The sequence below is a fragment of the Pseudomonas sp. RIT-To-2 genome (genome assembly GCF_029623465.1).
GTDB classification, from domain to species: domain Bacteria; phylum Pseudomonadota; class Gammaproteobacteria; order Pseudomonadales; family Pseudomonadaceae; genus Aquipseudomonas; species Aquipseudomonas silvicola.
On the sequence record NZ_JAPYKM010000033.1, the window covers coordinates 54588 to 75412 of the forward strand.

The following is a 20825-nucleotide window of genomic DNA, read 5'->3' on the forward strand; positions in this document are numbered from 1 at the left end:
CGACGCCCGCTCCATTCGCCCGCCGGGTGGCCGGCCCACGAGGTAATGTCTTTCTATGTGGCTTGCAGACCTCTCCCACACCAACTATTTCGGCTACGTGGCGGCCCTGCTGGGCATCGCGACCGTGCTGAGCCTGGTGGCCTATTTCATCGTTCGTTTCATCATCCTGCGCTTGACCGTGAAGTTGCTGTTCCATACCGGCCGGAACCACGCCAAGCATTACACCGAGCGCGAGATTCGCGTGGTCAAGCGCCTGTCGACCATCGCGCCGATCCTGGTGTTCGTCACCTTGAGCAAATCGAATGGGGTGTTGAGCGCGGGCGCCGTCTCGGCCATCCAGACCCTGTGCGGCGCGCTGTTCGTCGTGGTGACTGCCTTGGTGATCAACGACCTGCTCGACGCTGGTAGTGAAAAACACCTGCTCCACAAGCACCGCTCCATCAAGGGCTATGTGCAGATCGCCAAGCTGGTGGTGGTGGGCGTGTCGGTGATCCTGATCATCGCCACGATCTCCAACAAATCGCCCGTGATCATCCTGTCCAGCCTGGGGGCGGTCGCGGCGGTGCTGATGCTGGTGTTCCAGCACACGCTGACCTCGCTGGTCGCCAACATCCAGGTGTCTTCATCCAGCGTGATCCAGATGGACGACTGGATCGAGATTCCGCAATTGAATGTCAGCGGTGAAGTGATCGATATCGCCTTGCACACCATCGCTATCCGCAACTGGGACAACACCGTTTCCCGGGTACCCACCAAGAGCTTCATCACCGACAGCTACACCAACTGGCAGCCCATGTTCAGTTCCGGCGGCCGTCGCATCAAGCGCAGCTTTTACGTGGACCAGTCCAGCATTGCTTTCGCTAGCCGCGAGTTGCTGGAGTCCATCGAGTCGGTGATCTATGCCAAGGACAGGCTGCACCATGAGATCGAAGCGATGCTGGCGGCGGACAATATCAAGAAATTGATTTTCGACGGGGTCACCAACCTCGGGTTGTTCAGACGGCACCTGGTGGCGCACTTGAAATCCAGGGCGGATATCAATCAGGGGATGTACCTGGTCGTCAGGCAGCTGGCACCGTGCGCCGACGGTTTGCCGATCGAGATCTACTGCTTCAGCGCCAGTACCGACTGGGTCGATTACGAGGAAGTGCAGTCCTCGATCTTCGAGTACATCTTTGCGGTGGCCAGCTATTTCGGCCTGGTCATTTTCCAGCGCCCCAGTGGGCGCGACATCAATGACCTGGCCTCTCGCAGGCCAGGTCAGCCGCAGCGCCAGCGACAGCGCGACGGGGTTTAAAGAATCGACAGCGGGTAATCCACCATCACCCGCAGCTCGTCGATATTGCCTTCGGCCTGGGCCGAGTTGCCGCGGTGCAGGGCCTCTCGCACGCGCAGGGAGAGGTTTTTCGCCGGGCCTTCCTGCACCACGTATTTGGCTTCCAGGTCGGTTTCGTGATGTTCGCCATCCGCACCGTAACCGTACTTGCGGTACGCGCTGTCCGTTGCCATGTGGGTGCCGTCGATATCGTCACCGTGGGTGTAGCGGGCCATGAAACTCAGGCCCGGAACGCCCAGGGTGGCCAGGTTGAGGTCATAGCGGGCCTGGAAGGATTTCTCGCCCGGGCCGTTGAAGTCCGAGTACTGCACCGAGTCGGCCAGGTAGATCGAGTCGCCGGTGATATTGCGGTCACCCACGCCAATGTAGTCGAAGGGGGTATTGCCGTTGATTTTCTGGAAGCCCAGGGTCACGGTGTGGGCGGACAGGAACGCATAGGACGCCGATAGCGAATAGGCGTTGTTGTCGATCTTGCCGGCCTTGGCCGAACCGGTGTCGGTGGTGTGGTAGCCATTGGCGTTGAAGGTCAGCGACTGGTTGGCCGTCAACGGCAGCACATAGTTGAGGGCGCCGTAGTACTGGTTCCAGATGTTCTCCAGCTTGGCGCCGTAGAGGGACGCGCTCAGGTTGTCATTGAACGCGTACTTGCCGCCGACGTAGTTGGCTGCGCGGGTAGCGATGCCCGCATAGGTGGCCCACAGTTCGCCGTCACGGTTGGTGGTATCGCTGCTGGTGCCGGAGTAGAAATGCCCGGCTTCCAGGTTCAGGTTCTTGAGCTCACTGCTCATCAGCGAGATACCGCTGACGGTCTCCGGGGTCAGGTGCGTGCCGCCGACGGCGAACACCGGGGAGGTAGAAGGCTGCTGGTCACCGATCTCCAGTTGGGTGCGCGACACACGGAACTTGATGGCGGCGCCAGCCTTGCCATAGCTGTCGTGGTTCTTGCCCGGAACTACATGGCCTTCCTTGTCCAGCGTGTCACTGTAGGCCAGGTTGCCGGAACCTGAGCTGCCGGCGCCGCCGTCCAGTTTCAGGCCCAGGTAGCCGAACGCGTCGATGCCGACGCCAATGGTGCCTTGGGTAAAGCCGGAACTGAACACGCCTTGAATGCCTTCGGTCCAGTCCTTGTCATCGGCAGCGCCGGCGCGCTTGTTGCGGTTCCAGTAGTAGTTGCGCAACAGCAGGTTCAGCGAGGCATCTTCGACGAAGCCCTTGGCCTGCGCCTGGTCGCCGACGAAATCGGCGGCGCTGGCCAGTTGGGTGGCGCCGGCGCTGATGGCCAGCGCCAGTGCGGTGTACTTGATCACAGTCATTGTGCGCAAAATCCTGGTACAGACGCGGCCACAAGGGCCGCGGGTGGGCGGGTGCGGGCTCAGGGCTTGATGTACTGGGCGCTGACGAAGGGGGTGTAGTCGGGCAGCACGCCCGGGATCTTCTTCTGTTCCTGAAGGAAGGCCGCGGTGCTGGCGATGTCCTTGGCGGTGCCACCGCCCAGCAGCGCGGGGCTGAGTTGCGCCTTGGCGTCCGGGTAGTTGGAACCTGCCAGCAACTCGGGCACATCGCTGGCGTTGGCGCCGGTCAGGCGGGCGATTTTCTGGACGGGGGCCGAGTCGGCTGTCCACTCGCTCTTGTGCGCGGCATAGTCGGCGAAAGCCTTGAGGGTCACGCCGGCGAACTGGGCAATCACCTCGGGGTGTTTCTGCGCATAGTCCTTGCGTGCTACCCACACCTCAAAGGTGGGCGAGCCCCATTGGCCGACTTGAGCGGCGTCGGTGAGGGTCTTGCCTGTCTTGCGGATTTCCCCCAGCGCGGGCGACCAGACGAAGGCCCCGTCGATGTCCCCGCGCTTCCACGCCGCGGCGATTTCGGTGGGTTGCAGGTTCACCACCTTGACCTTGCCTTCCAGCCCCCAGTGCTTCAGGGCGCCCAGCAGGCTGTAGTGCGAAGTGGACACGAAGGGCGTGGCGATGGTCTTGCCGACCAGGTCCTGCGGGTTGTTGATGCCGCTGCCATTGCGGACCACCAGTGCTTCGGAAGAGTTGATTTGCGCTGACACGATGAAGGCCACGATGGGCAATTGCCGCGACGCGGCCGCCGCCAGCGGACTGGAACCCAGGTTGCCGATCTGCACGTCACCGGAGGCAATGGCGGTCACGACCTCCGGGCCGCTGTTGAACCGGCGCCAATCGATTTTTTCACCAATGGCCTTTTCGTACTCGCCGTCGGCCTGGGGGACTTTGCTTGGGTCGGTACCGGTCTGGTAGCCGATGGTCAGGTTCGCCGCCTGGGTGGCGAGGACGACGCTCATCAGCAGTGAAGCGGCCAGCAGTTTGAACGGGCGAGGGGGCATGATCGGGTGCACCTGAGTCAGTAGAAGTGCGTTAATGTTATTAGCTATTAAAAAACCGAAACAAATAATGTATTGGAATATGCATATGGTCGTATCAGTAGCACACAGCGTGGAACAAGCGCCGTGTGCTATCTGGTACCCCGACCACAGTCCTGGTAATACAAGCTCCCGCCTTTTGAAGGATTCAGACCAGGGTTGAAACAGTGACGTTTCAAATAGCATTAGCCAGATCAGATGGCGGTTTACTGCGGCAATGCGCCACATCAGACGTGAATCTGATCTGCTTTTTTTACCGGGATGTGAATCTGTAACCCGCATCAGCTTCGGAGGATAGTGGCCCCCATCGAATCTGCCCCGTGCGAGAGGGCAGGCCCTGATGAGGTCCAGACGATGTACCGATACGATGATTACGACCGTGCCCTGGTGCACGAGCGGGTAGCGCAGTTTCGCGATCAGGTGGAGCGTTTCCAGGCGGGCGGACTGAGCGAAGAGGAGTTTCTGCCGCTGCGGCTGCAAAACGGTCTGTATATGCAGAAGCATGCGTACATGCTGCGCGTGGCCATCCCCTACGGCACGTTGTCGGCGCACCAGTTGCGCGCCCTGGCGCATATTGCCCGCGAATACGACCGCGGCTACGGCCACTTCACTACCCGCCAGAACCTGCAATACAACTGGATCGAACTGAACCAGGTACCGGACATCCTCCAACACCTGGCCGATGTCGACATGCACGCCATCCAGACCTCTGGCAACTGCGTGCGCAATATCACCACCGAAGCGTTCGCAGGCGTTGCCGCCGACGAGTTGATGGACCCGCGCCCACTGGCCGAGATCCTGCGCCAGTGGTCGACCATCAACCCTGAATTCCTGTTTCTGCCACGCAAGTTCAAGATCGCTATCTGCTCCGCCGAACAGGACCGCGCGGCGATCATGATGCATGACATTGGCCTGTACCTCTACGCCAACGCCGAGGGCGAGAAGCGCCTGCGGGTGATGGTGGGCGGAGGCCTGGGGCGTACGCCGATCCTGTCGCAGCAGATCCGCGAGGACCTGCCCTGGCAGCACCTGCTGTCCTATGTGGAGGCCATTTTGCGCGTGTACAACCGCCATGGCCGCCGGGACAACAAATACAAGGCGCGCATCAAGATTCTGGTCAAGGCGCTGGGCATCGAAGCGTTTTCGGCCGAGGTGGAACAGGAGTGGCAGTACCTCAAGGACGGCCCTGCGCAGCTCACCGTGGACGAATACCAGCGCGTTGCCGATGCCTTCGTTGCCCCTGCCTACCAGTTGCTCCCGGACGATCATCTGAACTTTGGCAGCCAGCTAATGGCATTTCCCGATTTTGCCCGCTGGGTATCGCGCAACACCCAGGCCCACAAGGTGCCAGGCTACGTCAGCGTGACACTGTCGACCAAACCCGGCCCTGAAACGCCGCCGGGAGACCTGACGTCCGCGCAGATGGAAGCAGTCGCCGACTGGTCGGAGGTATTTGGTTTCGGCGAAATCCGCATTGCCCACGAACAGAACCTGATTCTGCCTGACGTGCGAAAAACCGACCTGCTGGCCTTGTGGACCCTGGCCAGTGAACAAGGCCTGGGTGTGGCCAACACGGGCCTCCTGACCGACATCATCGCCTGCCCGGGTGGGGATTTCTGCGCGTTGGCCAACGCCCGCTCGCTGCCCATTACTGCAGCCATCCAGGCGCGTTTCAACGATCTGGATTTCCTTCACGACCTGGGTGATTTCAGCCTCAATATCTCCGGCTGCATGAACGCCTGCGGCCACCACCACATCGGCAACATCGGCATTCTGGGAGTCGATAAGAACGGCCAGGAGTGGTACCAGATCACCTTGGGCGGTGCCCAAGGCAAGGCCGCATCGCTGGGCAAGGTCATCGGTCCTTCGTTCAGCGCCGAGCAGATCCCCGAGGTGATCGAGCGTGTGGTGCACACGTTCGTCGATTACCGTGAGGTGGACGAGCTGTTTATCGACACCTTTACCCGCATCGGCATCGAGCCGTTCAAGGAACGGGTGTACCCGCCCCGTGAGGAGCAACCGGCATGAACAACCTGCTGATACTGGATGAGCAGGGCGCGCGGCTGGCTGCCGATGACCCCTGGACGCTGGTGCGTGACCTGGAAAGCGAATTGCCTCAGGGCCCATTGATCCTCCCGTTGTCCCGCTGGAACACACGTCAGGATGCCAGGCATGGCGTGTGGCTTGGCCCGGATGATGACCTGGAAAGCCTGGAATTGTGGTTTGAAGCGCTACCCCTGATTGCCCTGGACTTCCCCAATTTCCGTGATGGCCGGGCCTACAGCCAGGCCTACCTGTTGCGCACGCGCCTGGGCTGGACCGGCGAGCTGCGGGCCATTGGCGATGTGCTGCGCGACCAGCTCAGCCACATGCGCCAGTGCGGCTTCAGCAGTTTCGCCGTGCGCGAGGACAAATCCGCCGAAGACGCCCTCAAGGGCCTGGCTGGCATGAGTGTGCTGTACGGTCGCTCGGCCATCGAACCGAGACCGCTGTTTCGGCGTCGGTAATCGCCAAGCCGCAACTACGACCAATACCGAAACCGTAGCCGCTGACGAAGGCTGCGCTGGCCCTCAGCCGCGCTGAACCTCTCCAGTGTAATCGCCGGCCAGCGCAGCCTGACGGCAGCGGCTACATCATTTACTTACCTTGAGGTGGCTCATGCTCAACCTGCCGGCGATTGACCTCGCCCGAATGCAGTTTGCATTCACCGTGTCATTCCACATCATCTTTCCGGCCATCACCATTGGCCTGGCAAGTTTCCTCGCCGTGCTCGAAGGCCTGTGGCTCAAGACCCGCGACGACACCTACCGCGATCTCTACCATTTCTGGTCGAAGATATTCGCCGTCAATTTTGGCATGGGCGTGGTCTCGGGACTGGTCATGGCCTATGAATTCGGCACCAACTGGAGCGGTTTCTCGCAGTTCGCCGGTTCGGTGACCGGGCCGTTGCTGACCTATGAAGTGCTCACGGCCTTCTTCCTCGAGGCCGGGTTCCTCGGTGTCATGCTGTTTGGCTGGAACCGGGTAGGGCGGAGGCTGCACTTCTTTTCGTCGTGCATGGTGGCCTTGGGCACGATCATCTCGACCTTCTGGATTCTGGCTTCCAACAGCTGGATGCAGACGCCCCAGGGCTACGAGATCGTCAATGGCCAGGTGGTACCTACCGACTGGCTGGCGGTGATCTTCAACCCGTCGTTTCCGTTCCGCCTGATGCACATGGCCACCGCTGCCTTTGTCGCCACGGCCTTCTTCGTCGGTGCCTCGGGTGCCTGGCACCTGCTGCGCGGCCGCGACAACCCGGCGGTCCGGCGGATGCTGTCCATGGCGATGTGGATGGCATTGATCGTCGCGCCCCTGCAGGCGGTGATCGGTGACATGCACGGCCTCAATACCCTCAAGCATCAGCCGGCCAAGATCGCGGCCATCGAAGGGCACTGGGAAAACACCGATGACAAACCCACGCCGCTGATTCTGTTCGGCATCCCCGACATGCAGGCCGAGAAAACCAGGTATGCGGTGGAAATTCCGTACCTGGGCAGCCTGATCCTGACTCACAGCCTGGACAAGCAGATCCCGGCGTTGAAATCCTTTGCCCCCGAGGACCGCCCCAACTCGACGATCATTTTCTGGTCGTTCCGCATCATGGCCGGCCTGGGCATGTTGATGATCGTGGTCGGCCTGTGGAGCCTGTGGCTGCGAAAGCGCGGCACCTTGTACCAGTGCCGGCCATTTCTGTACCTGGCGCTGTTCATGGGGCCCTCGGGCCTGATTGCCCTGCTGGCCGGCTGGTTCACCACTGAAGTGGGGCGTCAGCCCTGGGTGGTTTACGGCGTGATGCGCACCAAGGATGCCGTTGCCAACCACAGCGTCGAGCAACTGACGCTGACGCTGGTGCTGTTTGTGCTGGTGTACTTCAGCCTGTTTGGCACCGGCATCGGCTACATGATGCGCCTGGTGCGCAAGGGGCCGCAGCCTCACGTTGACCATGGCGCCCAGGGTGGTCCTGGCCAATCCCGCACACCGGCCCGGCCGTTGTCCGCTGCCATCGAGGAGAATTGAGACATGGGTATCGACCTGCCGTTGATCTGGGCCATCATCATTATTTTCGGGGTGATGATGTACGTGGTCATGGATGGCTTCGACCTGGGTATCGGGATTCTTTTCCCGTTCGTGCCCGGCGAAAAAGACCGTGACGTAATGATGAATACCGTCGCCCCCGTGTGGGACGGCAACGAGACCTGGCTGGTGCTGGGTGGCGCGGCGTTGTTCGGCGCTTTCCCGCTGGCCTATGCGGTGGTGTTGTCGGCGTTGTACCTGCCGTTGGTGCTGATGCTCGTGGGGCTGATTTTCCGCGGCGTGGCGTTCGAGTTCCGCTTCAAGGCCACCAAGGCCAAGCAGCACCTGTGGGATAAGGCGTTCATCGGCGGCTCGTTGGTGGCCACCTTCTTCCAGGGCGTGGCTTTGGGTGCATTCATCGATGGCTTCACGGTGGTCAATCGCAGCTATGCGGGTGGGGCTTTTGACTGGCTCACACCGTTCAGCCTGTTCTGTGGCGTCGGCCTGGTAGTGGCGTATGCGTTGCTGGGTTGCACCTGGTTGATCATGAAGACCGAGGGGCCGCTGCAACGGCAGATGCATCGCCTGGCCCGGCCATTGGCGCTGGTGCTGCTGGCGGTCATCGTGGCAGTCAGCATCTGGACGCCGCTCGCCCATGGCGACATCGCCGCGCGCTGGTTCAGCCTGCCCAACCTGTTCTGGTTCCTGCCAGTGCCGGCGCTGGTGGCGGTGGTGCTGGTGTGGCTGCTGCAGGCTGTCTCGAAAGAAGCCCATTACGCGCCGTTTCTGCTGACCCTGGCGCTGGTGTTCCTGGGCTACAGCGGCTTGGGCATCAGCCTGTGGCCGCACATCATCCCGCCGTCGATCTCCATCGTCGAGGCTTCATCGCCACCGCAGAGTCAGGGCTTCATGTTGGTGGGGGCGCTGTTTATCCTGCCGTTCATCCTGGGGTACACCTTCTGGAGCTACTACGTGTTCCGCGGCAAGGTGCGCGCTGAAGACGGTTATCACTGAGGCTGGAGGCACATGATGAAAACTAACGATTCGGCAACCGTATGGAGCCGCATGGGCTGGCTGGTGATCATCTACAGTGGCAGCGTGGGAGCGTTGTTCCTGGTAGCGATGGCCTTGAGGCTGTTGATGGCTGGAGCCGGAATGCGGGTGAAGTAACACCAGCGATTCACCATTGCGCCAAGGGCTGCGAAGCAATTCGCAGCCCTTGGCGTTTTTGTAGTAGCCGCGACAGGAGAGGGGGTTAGCGTGCGATACGGTTGAGCAACTGGACGACTTCCCAGGGCATGGACAGGAACGGGCAATGGCCTGCATCCAGTTCATGCACGGTCTCGCAGCCAGCACGCTTGATCATCAGGCGTTGCAATGGCGGAGCAATGGCGCGGTCTTGCAGGCAGACGATGTAATCACGCGGCACACGGCCATAGGCCTCGGCGCTCAGGTGTACAGGCGTAGCCAGGGGGGCCAGCGCTTGGGGTTTGAACTGCGGAGCCGCCCAGGTCGCTACTGGCTGGTCAGCATCGTGCAGAAAGGCGACAGGCACCGCAGCTGGGTCGAAACGTGCTGTCAGTTGCTGGTCATCGACTTGCAAGGGGGCAGGGTGTTCGGAGGGGAGCAAACCGGTCAGGCCCATCAGCGAATCACCGTCAACAGGCAGGAACGCGCAGAGGTAAATCAAGCGCGCGATGTTGCCATAGGCGGTTTCAGCTGCGGCGCTGATGGCCACGCCGCCCATGCTGTGACCGACCAGGTGCACAGGTCCAGGAGCGTTGAGTACGGCTTGTGAGATGCGCTCAGCGTAACTCTGCAGCGACACTTCTTGCGCAGGGGTTGAGTCGCTGCCGCTGCCTGGCAGTTCCACCACCGTTACCGCATGGCCATGCATGCGTAGCCCGGCGGTCACCGTCTCCCAGACCCACGCGCCTTGCCAGGCGCCGTGTACCAGTACGAAATGTGCCATGTCGTTGAAACCTGTTCGGTTGAGTGGGCGCTGGAGCATAGGCCCACCGGCAGCATCGTTACAGGTTCAGGGATGTGAATAAGAACCGGATCAGAACCGCGCCCATCCATGGCGAGTGAGCGCGGCCTCTGGCCTCAGGCGACGATCCGCACTGATTTCTTGTGGGTGAACGCCAGGAAGCTGTAGTGGCCATGGTACTCACCCATGCCCGAAGCACCCACGCCACCAAATGGCAGGTAGGGAGAGAAGGCATGCAACATCACGCCATTGACTTGCGCGTCACCGCTCTGGACATGGCTGATGATGGGGGCGGCCTGCGCGGTATCGCGAGTGAATACGTACAGGGCCAGGGGTTTGGGATGGTGCTGGTTGATCAAATCAACGGCAGACTCCACCGAATCGAAACCGAGCACTGGCAAAATCGGACCGAACAGCTCTTCGGCCATGAGGGCATCGTCCCATTGAACCTCATCCACCACTGTGGCGCTGAACTGGCGCAGCGACGCATTGGCCTGGCCGCCCACCAGCACCTTGCCTTGGCTATCATTCAGGATCGATTGCAACCGGGCGACTTGACGCTCGGTCACCAGTTTGCCTGTGGAACCGATGTCAGGAAGCTGGTCGCGGATTCGCTGTACCAGCTTGGCCAGCAGCGCTTGCTTGACGCTCGCGTGTACATACAGGTAATCGGGTGCGATGCAGGTCTGGCCGCTATTGATGAATTTGCCAAACAGCACCTGGGCCACCACCAGATCCAGATCGGCATCGGGCAGAACGATCAGTGGGCATTTGCCGCCCAATTCCAGCACCACCGGTGTCAGGTGCTCGGCGGCGGCTTTCATCACCACCTTGCCGACTGCCGGGCTGCCCGTGAAGAAGATAAAGTCGAAGGCCAGCCCCAGCAGGTGGGTGTTTTCCGCGCGGCCACCCTGCACCACGGCCACGTACCTGGGTGAGAACGCCTCGGTGATGATCGCCTCCAGTACCAGCGCCGTGCGCGGCGTGGTTTCCGAGGGTTTGAGGATGCTGGTGTTACCGCCAACGATCGCGCCTACCAATGGCGTGAGGGTAAGGTTCACCGGGTAGTTGAACGGGCCGATGATGTAACTGACGCCGAAGGGTTCCTGGGTCACGTAGCATTCGGATGGGGCGATGATGTCGGGCGTAGGTACCGTCTGGGGCGCGGCCCATTCATCCAGGTGCGCCAGGGCGAAATCGATCTCGTGCACCACCTCACCGATTTCAGCCAGGTCGACGTCCTCGCGGGACTTGCCCAGGTCGGCATCCAGGGCGGTGTAGAGGTCTTCCCGATGATTGAACAAGGCTTGCTTGAGACGTTGCAGTTGTTCTTTGCGAAAACCGATGTCGAGTGTCTGGCGCGTGGCGAAAAAGGCTTTTTGCTCGGCAAACAACTCGTCAATGTAAGTAAAGCGTGGGTCACTCATGGTGAGTCCTTGAAGTCATTCAGTGGGTCGTCGTGGCTACACGGCGAATTCAGCGATTTTCTGTTCGCGCCAGATGATCCCGGCACCCGGCAGGTCGGGGATGACGGCGTGACCGTTGTCGAACGTCAAAGTCGGCTCCGTGACTGCACCGGCGATATCCAACCGCTCCAGCCAATCGGCGTTTGGCGTGACCGCCAGCAGATGAGCACTGAACTCCTGAAACAGGTGGCTGGACACAGGCAGGCTGAATTGCTGCGCCAGGGCGCTCGCGCGCTGCCAGCCAGTGACGCCGCCGATTTTCATGAGGTCGGGCATGGCCAGGTCCGTGGCGCCAACGCTGATGGCCTTGAACATCTCCTCGGGGCCGAACCAGTTTTCGCCCATCTGAATCGGTACCTGCAATGCCTCGCGGATCCTTGCATGCCCTCGGTAGTCGTGCTGGACGGTGGGCTCCTCGATCCAGGTCACGCCCTCCTCTTGAAGGGCCAGGCCGCGGCGAATGGCCTCAGTCACACCTTGGCTCTGGTTGTAGTCGACCATGATGTCGAAGTCCGGCCCCACGGCGGCGCGCATGCTGCGCACCACCCTCAGGTCCTCTGCCAAGGTGCTGTAGCCGATTTTCGTCTTGACGGCTTTGAACCCGGCATTGGCAGCCTCGACAGCGCGTTCGGTGGCCAGCCGTTCGCCGTCCAGGCTATGGCTGTCGTAGCTCTTGATGGGGCGCAGGCTGCCGCCCAGGTACTGGGCCAGGGGCAATGCGTGGTTTTTCGCCAGTGCGTCCCAGGCCGCCATGTCGATACCGGCGGCGGCCATGCGCACCAGGCCGGTGAAGCCCAGCAGGCAGAAACGCTTGCTCAGGGCCTGTTCAATGTCCTGCGGTGCCAGCGGTTGGCCGACGATCAACACCGCCATGTCGTCCAGCAGCTGCTTGAGGGGCTTGAGTGCAACCGGGGTGTACGCGAACACATACGCGTGGCCAGTGACTCCGGCATCGGTGCTCAGGTCCAGTAACACCAACGGCGCGGTAGCCACGGTGCCCACGGCGGTGTGGATGGGGTAGGTGAGAGGTACGTTGACGGCGCGGGTTTTCAAACCGGTGATAAGGGGAGCAGTCATGGGTTACCTTCTGGCAAGTTCAAGGGGACGAACGTGGGTGCTGGCGGCCGGCAGGGGCTGCGCGGCTGCCGGCAGATGGAGGTAGTCAGGTGACAGATCACGCACCGACGGGCAGCCGATCTGGGCCAGGGTACGGTCAATGTCCTCCTTGAGCAGGCGCAGCACATCGTCGGCACCCGCCTGGCCACGAGCCGCCAGGCCATACAGGGTGGCGCGCCCCAGCAGTACGGCGTCGGCGCCCAGGCAGAGGGCCTTGACCACATCGGCGCCGCGGCGGAAGCCGCTGTCCACCAGGATGGGTGCCTGCACGGCCTGGGCGGTGTCGGCCAGCACTTCGAGCGGGGCGATAGCCCCGTCCAATTGCCGGCCGCCGTGATTGGAGAGAATGACCCCGTCCACGCCCTCGGCAATGCATCGCTCCGCATCGCCGGCATCCAGCAGGCCTTTGACCAGCAAGGTGTGGGGCCACTTGTCCCGCAGCCAGCGTAACGCCTGCCGGTCGAAACTGGCGTCCATCTGACGGCTCATCAGTGCCGCCTGCACCTCCAGGCTCGAGGCTTCGCTGCTCACGAAATTCGCCAGTTGCGGCATGCCGTGGCGAACCAGATCCAAGGACCAGCGCGGGTGCAGGCAACCGTCGAGCATCACCTTGGGCGTGTAGCTCATGGGCATTTTGAAGGCGTTGCGCAGGTCGCGCTCGCGGTAGCCGTTGACGCCGACGTCGGTGGTCAGTACCAGGGTGGTGTATCCCGCCGCCAGTGCCCGCTCCACCATCTGCTCGGCGAGTGTGCGGTGCACCACATAGAGTTGAAACCACAGTTCGCCGTCGCAGTGGCTGGCCACCTCTTCAATGGACAGATTGGACGCAGTGGACAGGACAAAGGGAATACCCGCGCGGGCGGCGGCCCGGGCCAGGGCGAGGTCGCCATTGGGCCAGAGCGAACCGTTGAGACCGGTAGGCCCGATCAGCAGCGGCATCGCGTACTGGACGCCGAACAATGAGGCGGTCAGGCTGCGCTGGCTGACGTCTACCAGGCGCTTGGGCTTGAACCGCACGCTATCGAATACCGTGCGGTTGTGCGCCAGGCCTTTCTCGTCCTCGGCGCCGCCTTCCAGATAATCGAACACCATTTTTGGCAGGCGCCGGCGGGCCAGTTCGCGATAGTCGGCCACGTTGAGGGGGGTACGTTTGCTCATCGCTCGACTCCTCAGCCCAAGGGCCCCAGGGTACTCACTTCGATGAGGTACGGAGCCTCGCTGGCCAGCGCCTGGCGCAGCGCATCTTCGAGTTGCGCGCGGTCTTCGGCCTTGGCCGACGCCATGCCGTAGCCCTTGGCGACCGAGCAGAAATCAATGCCGGGCACGTCGAGCCCCGGCACGTTCTCTACCTCCAGTACGCCGGCGAACCAGCGCAGCGCACCGTACGTGCCATTGTTCATGATGATGAAGATGGTCGGAATGTTGTACTGCACTGCCGTCCACAGGGTCGTGATGCTGTAGTTGGCCGAACCGTCGCCAATGACCGCGATCACTTGGCGCTCAGGCTTGGCCAATTGCACGCCCACGGCCGCCGGCATGGCGAAGCCCAGGCCGCCGGCGGCGGCGAAGTAGTAACTGCCTTGGTGTTGCATGCTGAGGCGCTGCCACATCAGGGCGGTGGTGGACGTCGATTCATTGAGGTAAATGGCGTCTTTGGGGGCGATTTCGTCCAGAGTGTCGAACACCACTTCCGGGCGCAGTGGCCCAGGTCCTTGTTCGACCGGCTGGGGTGCGGGCAGTGCCTTGAGCAAGGGCCGGTCTGCCACCGGCACGCGCTCGGCAAGGGTAGCGGCAATAAGGCCGACATCGCCGACGAAGGCGTCGCCCATTGGCGCGCGTGCCGCTTCCAGCGGGTCACAGGTCACGGCGATGAGGCGCGTGCCCGCGGCCAGGTACTGGCCTGGATCGTACTGGTGGTAACGGAACACCGGTGCCCCCAGCACCAGTACCAGGTCGTGACCTTCGAGCAGTTTGCCAATGGCGGCGATGCCGGCCGGCAGCAGGCCGCGGAAGTTGGGGTGGCGGGTAGGGAAGGGGCAGCGCGGCGCCGACGGCGCAACCCACACCGGCGCGCGCAAGCGCTCGGCCAGGGTGATGCAATGCAGGTTGGCTTCGGCGGCATCGACATCCGGGCCCAGCACCAGCACGGGGTTGCGGGCACCGGCCAGTTGCTCTACCAGGTGAGCGAGCAAGGTCTCGCTGAGGCCGCCAGCACTGATGACCTGGCGCTTGAGCAGATGGCTGCTCTGGGGGTCGGCTTCCCTGGACCAGTCATCGTAGGGTACCGACAGGTACACCGGGCCCCGTGGCGCCATCGACGCCATGTGGATGGCGCGGCTCATTGCGTGAGGGACTTCCTGGGCGCTGGCCGGTTCGTAGCTCCACTTGACCAGCGGGCGTGGCAAATTGGCGGCATCGACATTGGTCAGCAACGCTTCCACGCCGACCATGGCCCGGGTCTGCTGGCCGGCAGTGATGATCAACGGCGAATGGGAGTTCCATGCGTTGCTCAGCGCGCCCATGGCGTTGCCCGTGCCGGCCGCCGAGTGCAGGTTCACGAACCCAGGCGTGCCGGAGGCCTGGGCATAGCCGTCGGCAATGCCCACCACTACGCCTTCGTGCAGCCCCAGCACATAGCGGAAGTCCTTCGGGAAGTCCTTGAGGAAAGGCAGCTCGTTGGAGCCGGGGTTGCCGAAAACAGTGGTAATGCCCTGCTCGCGCAACAGGTCATACGTGGTGGTGTGTACGGTGGTCATCACAGTTGATCTCATTCAAGACTTCGGCCTTCACGGTAAAACCCCAGGCTGAATAGATCAAATAGATGGTATTTCTAATATGTATAAATGCTGTTTATTATTGCAGCTTATTTGGGCTCATAAGTTGCGCAGGGTTTCCTTCAGCAGTCCGCAAAACCAGCGCTGCGCCAGGATATCGCTGTCATGGTCATTCCATTGCAGGCTGATCTCGATGGCGGGCACGGGGAAGGGCAGTTCTACGACCTTGGTCGCACTGCGCGAGGCGAACATGCGGGCCACCCGGGCAGGAAGCGTGACCAGCAGGTCACTTCCCGATACCACCTCGGCCAGCACACTGAAGTGCGGCACGCGCAATCGCACCTTGCGCTCCAGCCCTGCCTCACGCAGGCGGTCTTCGACCACGTGGTGGCCGGTGACGGCCGATACCACCACATGGTGTTCATCCAGGTATTGCTCCATGGTCATGGTGTCGCCAATGCGCGGGTGCTCGGCGCTGACCAGGCATACGTAACGCTCTTCGAACATTCTGTCGCAGTTGGCGTTCAAGGGCAGTTCGCTGCGATTGCAGATGGCGGCATCGATCTTGCCGGTCTTGAGCCACTCGCCGAGCTTGTCGATATCCAGCTGAATGACTTCCAGCTCCGCCTGGGGGGCGTGTTGCTGCAGCGCACTGAGGATATAGGGCAGGAAGAACAACTCCCCGAGATCAGATAGGGCCAGGCGAAAACCTCGGGTCGAGACCCGGGGGTCGAAATGGCTGGTCTGGGCGATGGCGCGTTCGATTTCCGACAGTGAGTAGCGGAATTTGGCGTACAACTGAGTGGCCAGGAAGGTGGGTTGCATGCCGTCGCGGCTGCGCTTGAACAGCGGGTCATTGAGCAGGTCACGCAGACGGGCCAAGGCATAGCTGACCGATGGCTGTGTCACATGCAAGCGTTCGGCTGCGCCGCTGACGCTGCCTGTCTCGAAAATGGTGACGAAGACGCGGATGAGATTGAGGTCGATCATGCTGAAAGAATATAGCCCTGTCTTATAGTTGATTCGAAAATTTATCTATTTGATCTATCGGAAGTCTATCCATATCGTCGGTTCACGGAAACCTCGTACTGGACGAGGACCGCCATGGCTTGAACAATAATAAGAGAGCCTCACCATGCCTTCGATCAATGCGTCCGAGGTCGTGAACACCGCACGACTCAATGGTTTCCACTACCTGCTGGTAGCCTGGTGCTCCTTCATCATGATGTTCGATGGCTATGACCTGGTCATCTATGGGTCAGTATTGCCTCACTTGATGAGCCAGTGGAACTTGTCGCCGGGGGAAGCCGGGTTGCTGGGTTCAAGCTCCATGGTTGGCATGATGTTCGGGGCGGTGGCCCTGGGTACCCAGGCCGATCGTTTCGGTCGTCGTCGCATCATCCTCTTCTGCGTGGCACTGTTCAGCGTTGCGGCCCTCGCCAACGCCGTGGCGACCGGCCCCAACAGCTTTGCACTGTGCCGTTTTCTGACCGGGGCGGGCCTGGGCGGGGTGGTGCCCAATCTGGTGACGCTGCTCAAGGAAATGTCCCCCGGCCACTGCCGCAACCGGCTGATCAACCTGATGCTGAGCTTCTTTGCAGTAGGCGGCTTGCTGTCCGGGGTAGCCGGTATTTACCTGATTCCCGCTTTTGGCTGGCAGGCACCCTTCTATCTGGCGGGGCTTTCGCTGCTGGCTCTGCCACTGCTGTACAAGACCTTGCCCGAGTCGGTGGCCTATTTGCTGCACCGCGATCGCCAGGCGCAGGTTACATCACTGCTGCGCCGGGTGAATCGGGCGCACAGGCCCACAGGTGAGGTCAGTTACCGATTGGATACGACGGGCGATGTGGCTACCCGCTCGATCACCGCGCTATTTGGCCAGGGGCGTGCGTTGAGTACCCTGATGCTGTGGCTGGCGTTCGGGCTGTGCATGTTGATGGTCTACGGGCTCAATACCTGGCTGCCGAAGTTGATGAGCAACGGCGGCTATCCGTTGGGTTCGAGCATTGTCTTCCTGGTGGTGATGAACCTGGGATCGCTGGTTGGCACCTTGGTGAGCGGGGTCATTGCCGACCGCTGGGGCTGCAAGAAAACCCTGGTGTTGTTTTTTGCCCTGGCGGCAGTCTCGATTTCACTGCTGGGGCTGCGCCCGGACGCCACGCTGCTTTACGGCTTGTTGCTGTTGGCCGGTGGTTCGACCGTGGGGTGCCTGTCCGTGGTGCACACCCTGGCGGCTGACCTGTACCCGGTTCAGGTTCGCTCCACCGGCGTGAGCATGGCGGCTGCCGTGGGCCGGTGTGGAGCGGTGGCAGGGCCGCTGCTGGGAGGGCTGTTGCTGAGCCTGAGCCTGCCGTTCGAGCAAAACTTCATGGTGTTCGCCGTGCCTGGCGTGCTGGCGGTGTTCGCTGTGATGCTGGTGGCACGCCCGCGCCTGTCCGACACCTCGCCGATACCCCAGCGCAGCCTGTAACCCGACGCAATACCACCGGTTGCCGCCGTGGGGCGGCAACCGGTGCCTTTCCGTGCACCGAAAACAATAACAAGATCATGATCGGGGTGAAGCATGAAACTGTCCATCCGTCTCAGCGCATGGGGCGCTGTGTTATCGCTGTCGCTGATGCCGTGCGCCCGCGCCGATTTCGTCCACGACAGCCAACTGACCCTGGGCCTGCGCAATTTCTACGTGGATCGCGATTTCAAGCAAAACAACGCGCCGCTGTCGAAGGTCGGCAGTTGGAGCCAGGGCTTTGATCTGATTTATCGGTCGGGGTATACCGATGGCACCGTCCAGTTCGGGCTGGACACCTACAGCCAGTTTGCCTATCGCCTTGATGGCGGCGGCGGGCGCGGCCCCGACACCGTCTTGCCCTATGACCAGGGCAAGGGGGAGCCGGTGCGCGACTATGGTCGTTCAGGGGTGACAGGCAGGATCAAGGTCTCCAGGACCGAGTTGCGTGTCGGTGAACAGCGGCCTACATTGCCAGTGGCCTACATAGACGACTCCAGGCAATTGATGACTACCTACCAGGGCGCCACGCTGGAGTCCCGAGAGTGGGACAGGCTCGCGCTCAACGCCGGACGCCTCTGGAGCATCGCCACCCGTGAGTCATCCAACACCGAGGACATCTACCTGTACGGCCACAGTCCGACGCAACGCAGTGATGGGCTGGATTTCGCCGGGGCGCGTTTTGCCTTCACCCCAACGCTCAGCGCCATGTACTACTACGGTCAGCTGGAGGATATTTACCGCCAGCACTACATCGCCCTGGCGCAGTCCCTTGATCTGGGCAATGACTACAGCCTTAAAACCGACGTTCGCTATTACCACAACAGCGAGCAGGGCAAAGCCTTGTCCGGCAGCCTGGACAACCGTTCCCTGGGGCTGATGACTGCATTGCGCAAGGGACCCAGCACCTTCACTTTGGGCTACCAACGCATGTACGGTGACGGTGCGTTTCCATTGCTCAATGGGTATGCGCCACAACCTTACCTGGTCAACTGGTCAGTGCTGGGCTTCTACAAGGCGGGTGAGCAATCATGGCAGGTCCGTTATGACCATGACTTTGCCGCCTCGGGCGTGCCTGGCCTGAAAATGATGGCGCGATACCTGCGTGGCAATCATATCGACCGTGGGGCCAACCTGGCGGACAATGTCGAAAGCGAGCGCAATCTCACCCTCAGCTACGTCATCCAGAGCGGTCCTCTCCAAGGGCTGGTATTGGAGGCGCGGCACATTGAAACCCAGGCGCGTTACAGCGCCCAGTTCGACGAAAATCGCTTGATCGTAACCTACACCTGGCGATTGCTGTAGGCCATTGGCATACCTCAAGGGTATGGCGGTAGACCTTTGCAATATTGGCGTTTGCGTTCATTGCGAGTAAAGATGGACACCGGGCGTGGTGCAAGCCGCCGGCCCACTATAAAAACAATTCGAGTGGTGATGCCATGCACACGCCTTTGCTAGGCCAGCGCAGCGAAGTATTCAACCAGGCCGACCCCCATGCGGTGTCGCTCTACGTGAACCAGCATGTGGGCAACCACTGCATTCAATTACCCAGGGCCAGCCGCCCCCTGGCCCACCTGAACCATCGCACCTTCGCTGAACTGGACCTGTGCCGTATTACCTACGGAGCGCCTGTGCGGGTGGTGTCGCCGGCCCTGGAGCGCTGCTTTCATTTGCAGGTGCTGCTGGCGGGTCACTGCCTGCGGCGCCAGGGGCGAGAAGAACAACACCTGGCACCTGGCGAGTTGATGGTGATCAATCCGGACGACCCGGTGGACCTGACCTATTCGGCTGACTGCGAAAAATTCATCGTCAAGATACCTGTGCGCTTGCTGGCGGACTTGTGTGAGCAGCAACGCTGGTCAGTGCCTGCAGTGGGGGTGCGGTTCCAGCAGAGCCGATACCGCCTCGACGATGTGCAGGGGCTGGTCAGCCTGCTTGGCATGATCTGCCAGGAGGCCGAAGAGGCTGAACCGCAACCGCTGGTGCAGGCCCATTACACGCAGATCATCGCCAGCAAGCTGCTGCGCCTGATGGAAACCAATGTTCGGCACACACAGGAACATGCCTCGGTGGTAAATTTCCAGCGCGTGGCTGACTACATCGAGCGCCACCTGCGGCAGAGTCTGGACACCGATACCCTCGCAAGCCTGGTTCAGGTCAGCCCGCGCACCCTGTACGGCCTGTTCGAGCGCAATGCTCACACCAGCCCCATCGACTACATCCGCCAGCGCCGCCTGGCGCGTGTCCATGCCTGCCTCAACGACCCGGGCTGCACGGTACGCAGCGTGTCGGAACTGGCCATGGACTACGGCTTCATGCACCTGGGCCGGTTCTCCGAGCAGTACCGCAAGCAATTCGGCGAGCTACCGTCGCAGACGCTGCGCCAGCGTCGGAAAAACCAGTAGCGGGCCTGGCCGTCACCCACGCCGCACCGGCGCCACGCGTAGCACCTGCATATTTCCGAAACACCGCACGCCAGCACTTTTTATTCTTTCCGGCAGTAATTCGGACTCTGCGATATTGGCCGCCCCCTCTCTTTCGGTTCAGGCTCGCCAGGATGTCTCGTCATCTGCTGCTCGCTTCGCTGTTCAAGGACCACTACACCTGGCTGCGCAGCCGCGCGGCCAGGGCCATGGGTTGCCATTTCAGTGGCGAGGACATCGCCGCCGAAACCTTCCTGCGGGTGCTGGGGCTGCCGGACCTGAGCGCGGTGCGTGAGCCGCGTGCCTTGCTGACCACGATCGCCAAACGCCTGATGGTGGACACCTGGCGGCGTGGCGACCTGGAGCGCGCCTACCTGGCCTCGTTGCAGGATGAACCGGCCAACAGTGTGCCGACTCCTGACGAGCGCGCCGAACTGGTGGAAATGCTGCTACGCCTGGACCAACTGCTCGATGGCTTGCCCGGGCTTGGAAAGGCTGTGTTCGTGCACAGCTACCTCGGCGGTTTGACCTACGTTGAGATCGGCCAGCAACTGGGTATTTCCAAGAGCCGCGTGCAGCAGTACATGGAGCAGGCGCTGGCCCAGTGCCTGCTGGTGCTGGTGCCATGAGCCAGGCCACCCGCGAACAGGTCATTGCCGAAGCGGCTCGCTGGCTGGCGCTGCTGCGCAGTGGCGATATCGATGCGCTGCAGCAGCAGGCCTTTCTCGACTGGCAAGCCCGCAGCCCGTTGCACGCTACCCTGGTGGCCGCT

General features: G+C 61.7%; 19 protein-coding genes. 11 read left to right on the plus strand and 8 right to left on the minus strand.

The annotated features are described in order from the left end of the window. Positions 1–55: 55 nt before the first annotated feature. On the plus strand, positions 56–1297 hold the full coding sequence (locus tag QBK88_RS24245) for a mechanosensitive ion channel domain-containing protein (RefSeq protein ID WP_277964000.1): 1242 nt from the start codon (positions 56–58) through the stop codon (positions 1295–1297). Here QBK88_RS24245 and QBK88_RS24250 read toward each other — a convergent pair. Next, positions 1294–2649, minus strand: coding sequence for an OprD family porin (locus QBK88_RS24250; RefSeq protein WP_277964001.1), 1356 nt, complete (start codon positions 2647–2649; stop codon positions 1294–1296). The genes QBK88_RS24245 and QBK88_RS24250 overlap by 4 nt on opposite strands. 59 nt (positions 2650–2708) lie before the next feature. After that, a complete protein-coding gene (gene tauA / locus QBK88_RS24255) occupies positions 2709–3686 on the minus strand; it encodes a taurine ABC transporter substrate-binding protein (RefSeq protein WP_445764989.1) in 978 nt (325 codons plus the stop codon). A 390-nt stretch (positions 3687–4076) separates the two neighbouring features. Between tauA and QBK88_RS24260 the strand changes: the two genes are divergently transcribed. From QBK88_RS24260 to QBK88_RS24280, 5 genes are all read left to right on the plus strand, one after another. Continuing rightward, positions 4077–5750, plus strand: coding sequence for a nitrite/sulfite reductase (locus tag QBK88_RS24260; RefSeq protein WP_277964002.1), 1674 nt, complete (start codon positions 4077–4079; stop codon positions 5748–5750). Further along, positions 5747–6229: a DUF934 domain-containing protein gene (locus QBK88_RS24265; RefSeq protein ID WP_268142174.1), complete on the plus strand. Its 483-nt coding sequence runs from the start codon at positions 5747–5749 to the stop codon at positions 6227–6229. Before QBK88_RS24260 ends, QBK88_RS24265 begins: the two co-directional genes overlap by 4 nt. Before the next feature lie 151 nt (positions 6230–6380). Beyond that, positions 6381–7781, plus strand: a complete 1401-nt coding sequence (locus QBK88_RS24270) for a cytochrome ubiquinol oxidase subunit I (protein WP_277964003.1) — start codon at positions 6381–6383, stop codon at positions 7779–7781. Between the two features lie 3 nt (positions 7782–7784). Beyond that, positions 7785–8792 carry a cytochrome d ubiquinol oxidase subunit II gene (gene cydB / locus QBK88_RS24275; RefSeq protein ID WP_277964004.1) on the plus strand — a complete coding sequence of 336 codons (1008 nt, stop codon included), beginning with the start codon at positions 7785–7787 and terminating at the stop codon, positions 8790–8792. Positions 8793–8807: 15 nt separating this feature from the next. Further along, positions 8808–8948: a DUF2474 domain-containing protein gene (locus QBK88_RS24280; RefSeq protein WP_277964005.1), complete on the plus strand. Its 141-nt coding sequence runs from the start codon at positions 8808–8810 to the stop codon at positions 8946–8948. A gap of 85 nt (positions 8949–9033) precedes the next feature. On the opposite strand, the gene QBK88_RS24285 is transcribed toward QBK88_RS24280, so the two are convergent. The 6 genes from QBK88_RS24285 to QBK88_RS24310 all read right to left on the minus strand — a co-directional run bounded on the left by QBK88_RS24285 (position 9034) and on the right by QBK88_RS24310 (position 16114). Beyond that, a complete protein-coding gene (locus tag QBK88_RS24285; protein WP_277964006.1) occupies positions 9034–9750 on the minus strand; it encodes an alpha/beta fold hydrolase in 717 nt (238 codons plus the stop codon). A gap of 134 nt (positions 9751–9884) precedes the next feature. Next, complete coding sequence (gene mdlD / locus QBK88_RS24290) at positions 9885–11195, minus strand: NAD(P)-dependent benzaldehyde dehydrogenase MdlD (protein WP_277964007.1); 1311 nt, start codon at positions 11193–11195, stop codon at positions 9885–9887. 36 nt (positions 11196–11231) lie between these two features. Then, positions 11232–12311 (minus strand): enolase C-terminal domain-like protein, encoded by a 1080-nt coding sequence (locus QBK88_RS24295; protein WP_277964008.1) that lies wholly within the window; start codon positions 12309–12311, stop codon positions 11232–11234. Between the two features lie 3 nt (positions 12312–12314). Continuing rightward, entirely contained in the window at positions 12315–13508 is a 1194-nt protein-coding gene (locus QBK88_RS24300) for an alpha-hydroxy-acid oxidizing protein (protein WP_277964009.1), read from the minus strand. Between the two features lie 11 nt (positions 13509–13519). Continuing rightward, entirely contained in the window at positions 13520–15106 is a 1587-nt protein-coding gene (gene mdlC / locus QBK88_RS24305) for a benzoylformate decarboxylase (protein ID WP_277964010.1), read from the minus strand. Positions 15107–15223: 117 nt separating this feature from the next. After that, positions 15224–16114 (minus strand): LysR family transcriptional regulator, encoded by an 891-nt coding sequence (locus tag QBK88_RS24310; RefSeq protein ID WP_277964011.1) that lies wholly within the window; start codon positions 16112–16114, stop codon positions 15224–15226. Positions 16115–16259: 145 nt separating this feature from the next. Here QBK88_RS24310 and QBK88_RS24315 point away from each other — a divergent pair, with 145 nt between their 5' ends. From QBK88_RS24315 to QBK88_RS30975, 5 genes are all read left to right on the plus strand, one after another. Then, a complete protein-coding gene (locus QBK88_RS24315) occupies positions 16260–17594 on the plus strand; it encodes an MFS transporter (protein WP_277964012.1) in 1335 nt (444 codons plus the stop codon). 93 nt (positions 17595–17687) lie between these two features. Continuing rightward, positions 17688–18935, plus strand: a complete 1248-nt coding sequence (locus QBK88_RS24320) for an OprD family porin (protein WP_277964013.1) — start codon at positions 17688–17690, stop codon at positions 18933–18935. A gap of 134 nt (positions 18936–19069) precedes the next feature. Then, complete coding sequence (locus tag QBK88_RS24325) at positions 19070–20035, plus strand: AraC family transcriptional regulator (protein ID WP_277964014.1); 966 nt, start codon at positions 19070–19072, stop codon at positions 20033–20035. A 152-nt stretch (positions 20036–20187) separates the two neighbouring features. Continuing rightward, positions 20188–20682, plus strand: coding sequence for a sigma-70 family RNA polymerase sigma factor (locus QBK88_RS24330; RefSeq protein WP_268142178.1), 495 nt, complete (start codon positions 20188–20190; stop codon positions 20680–20682). Beyond that, a partial coding sequence (locus tag QBK88_RS30975; RefSeq protein WP_445764990.1) for a FecR/PupR family sigma factor regulator occupies positions 20679–20825 on the plus strand: 147 nt, incomplete at its 3' end. The genes QBK88_RS24330 and QBK88_RS30975, both read left to right, overlap by 4 nt.

Coding starts and splice junctions, on each gene's coding strand:
- QBK88_RS24245 (WP_277964000.1), top strand. CDS start 56: ATGTGGCTTGCAGACCTCTCCCACACCAACTATTTCGGCTACGTGGCG.
- QBK88_RS24250 (WP_277964001.1), bottom strand. CDS start 2,649: ATGACTGTGATCAAGTACACCGCACTGGCGCTGGCCATCAGCGCCGGC.
- tauA (WP_445764989.1), bottom strand. CDS start 3,686: ATGCCCCCTCGCCCGTTCAAACTGCTGGCCGCTTCACTGCTGATGAGC.
- QBK88_RS24260 (WP_277964002.1), top strand. CDS start 4,077: ATGTACCGATACGATGATTACGACCGTGCCCTGGTGCACGAGCGGGTA.
- QBK88_RS24265 (WP_268142174.1), top strand. CDS start 5,747: ATGAACAACCTGCTGATACTGGATGAGCAGGGCGCGCGGCTGGCTGCC.
- QBK88_RS24270 (WP_277964003.1), top strand. CDS start 6,381: ATGCTCAACCTGCCGGCGATTGACCTCGCCCGAATGCAGTTTGCATTC.
- cydB (WP_277964004.1), top strand. CDS start 7,785: ATGGGTATCGACCTGCCGTTGATCTGGGCCATCATCATTATTTTCGGG.
- QBK88_RS24280 (WP_277964005.1), top strand. CDS start 8,808: ATGAAAACTAACGATTCGGCAACCGTATGGAGCCGCATGGGCTGGCTG.
- QBK88_RS24285 (WP_277964006.1), bottom strand. CDS start 9,750: ATGGCACATTTCGTACTGGTACACGGCGCCTGGCAAGGCGCGTGGGTC.
- mdlD (WP_277964007.1), bottom strand. CDS start 11,195: ATGAGTGACCCACGCTTTACTTACATTGACGAGTTGTTTGCCGAGCAA.
- QBK88_RS24295 (WP_277964008.1), bottom strand. CDS start 12,311: ATGACTGCTCCCCTTATCACCGGTTTGAAAACCCGCGCCGTCAACGTA.
- QBK88_RS24300 (WP_277964009.1), bottom strand. CDS start 13,508: ATGAGCAAACGTACCCCCCTCAACGTGGCCGACTATCGCGAACTGGCC.
- mdlC (WP_277964010.1), bottom strand. CDS start 15,106: ATGACCACCGTACACACCACCACGTATGACCTGTTGCGCGAGCAGGGC.
- QBK88_RS24310 (WP_277964011.1), bottom strand. CDS start 16,114: ATGATCGACCTCAATCTCATCCGCGTCTTCGTCACCATTTTCGAGACA.
- QBK88_RS24315 (WP_277964012.1), top strand. CDS start 16,260: ATGCCTTCGATCAATGCGTCCGAGGTCGTGAACACCGCACGACTCAAT.
- QBK88_RS24320 (WP_277964013.1), top strand. CDS start 17,688: ATGAAACTGTCCATCCGTCTCAGCGCATGGGGCGCTGTGTTATCGCTG.
- QBK88_RS24325 (WP_277964014.1), top strand. CDS start 19,070: ATGCACACGCCTTTGCTAGGCCAGCGCAGCGAAGTATTCAACCAGGCC.
- QBK88_RS24330 (WP_268142178.1), top strand. CDS start 20,188: ATGTCTCGTCATCTGCTGCTCGCTTCGCTGTTCAAGGACCACTACACC.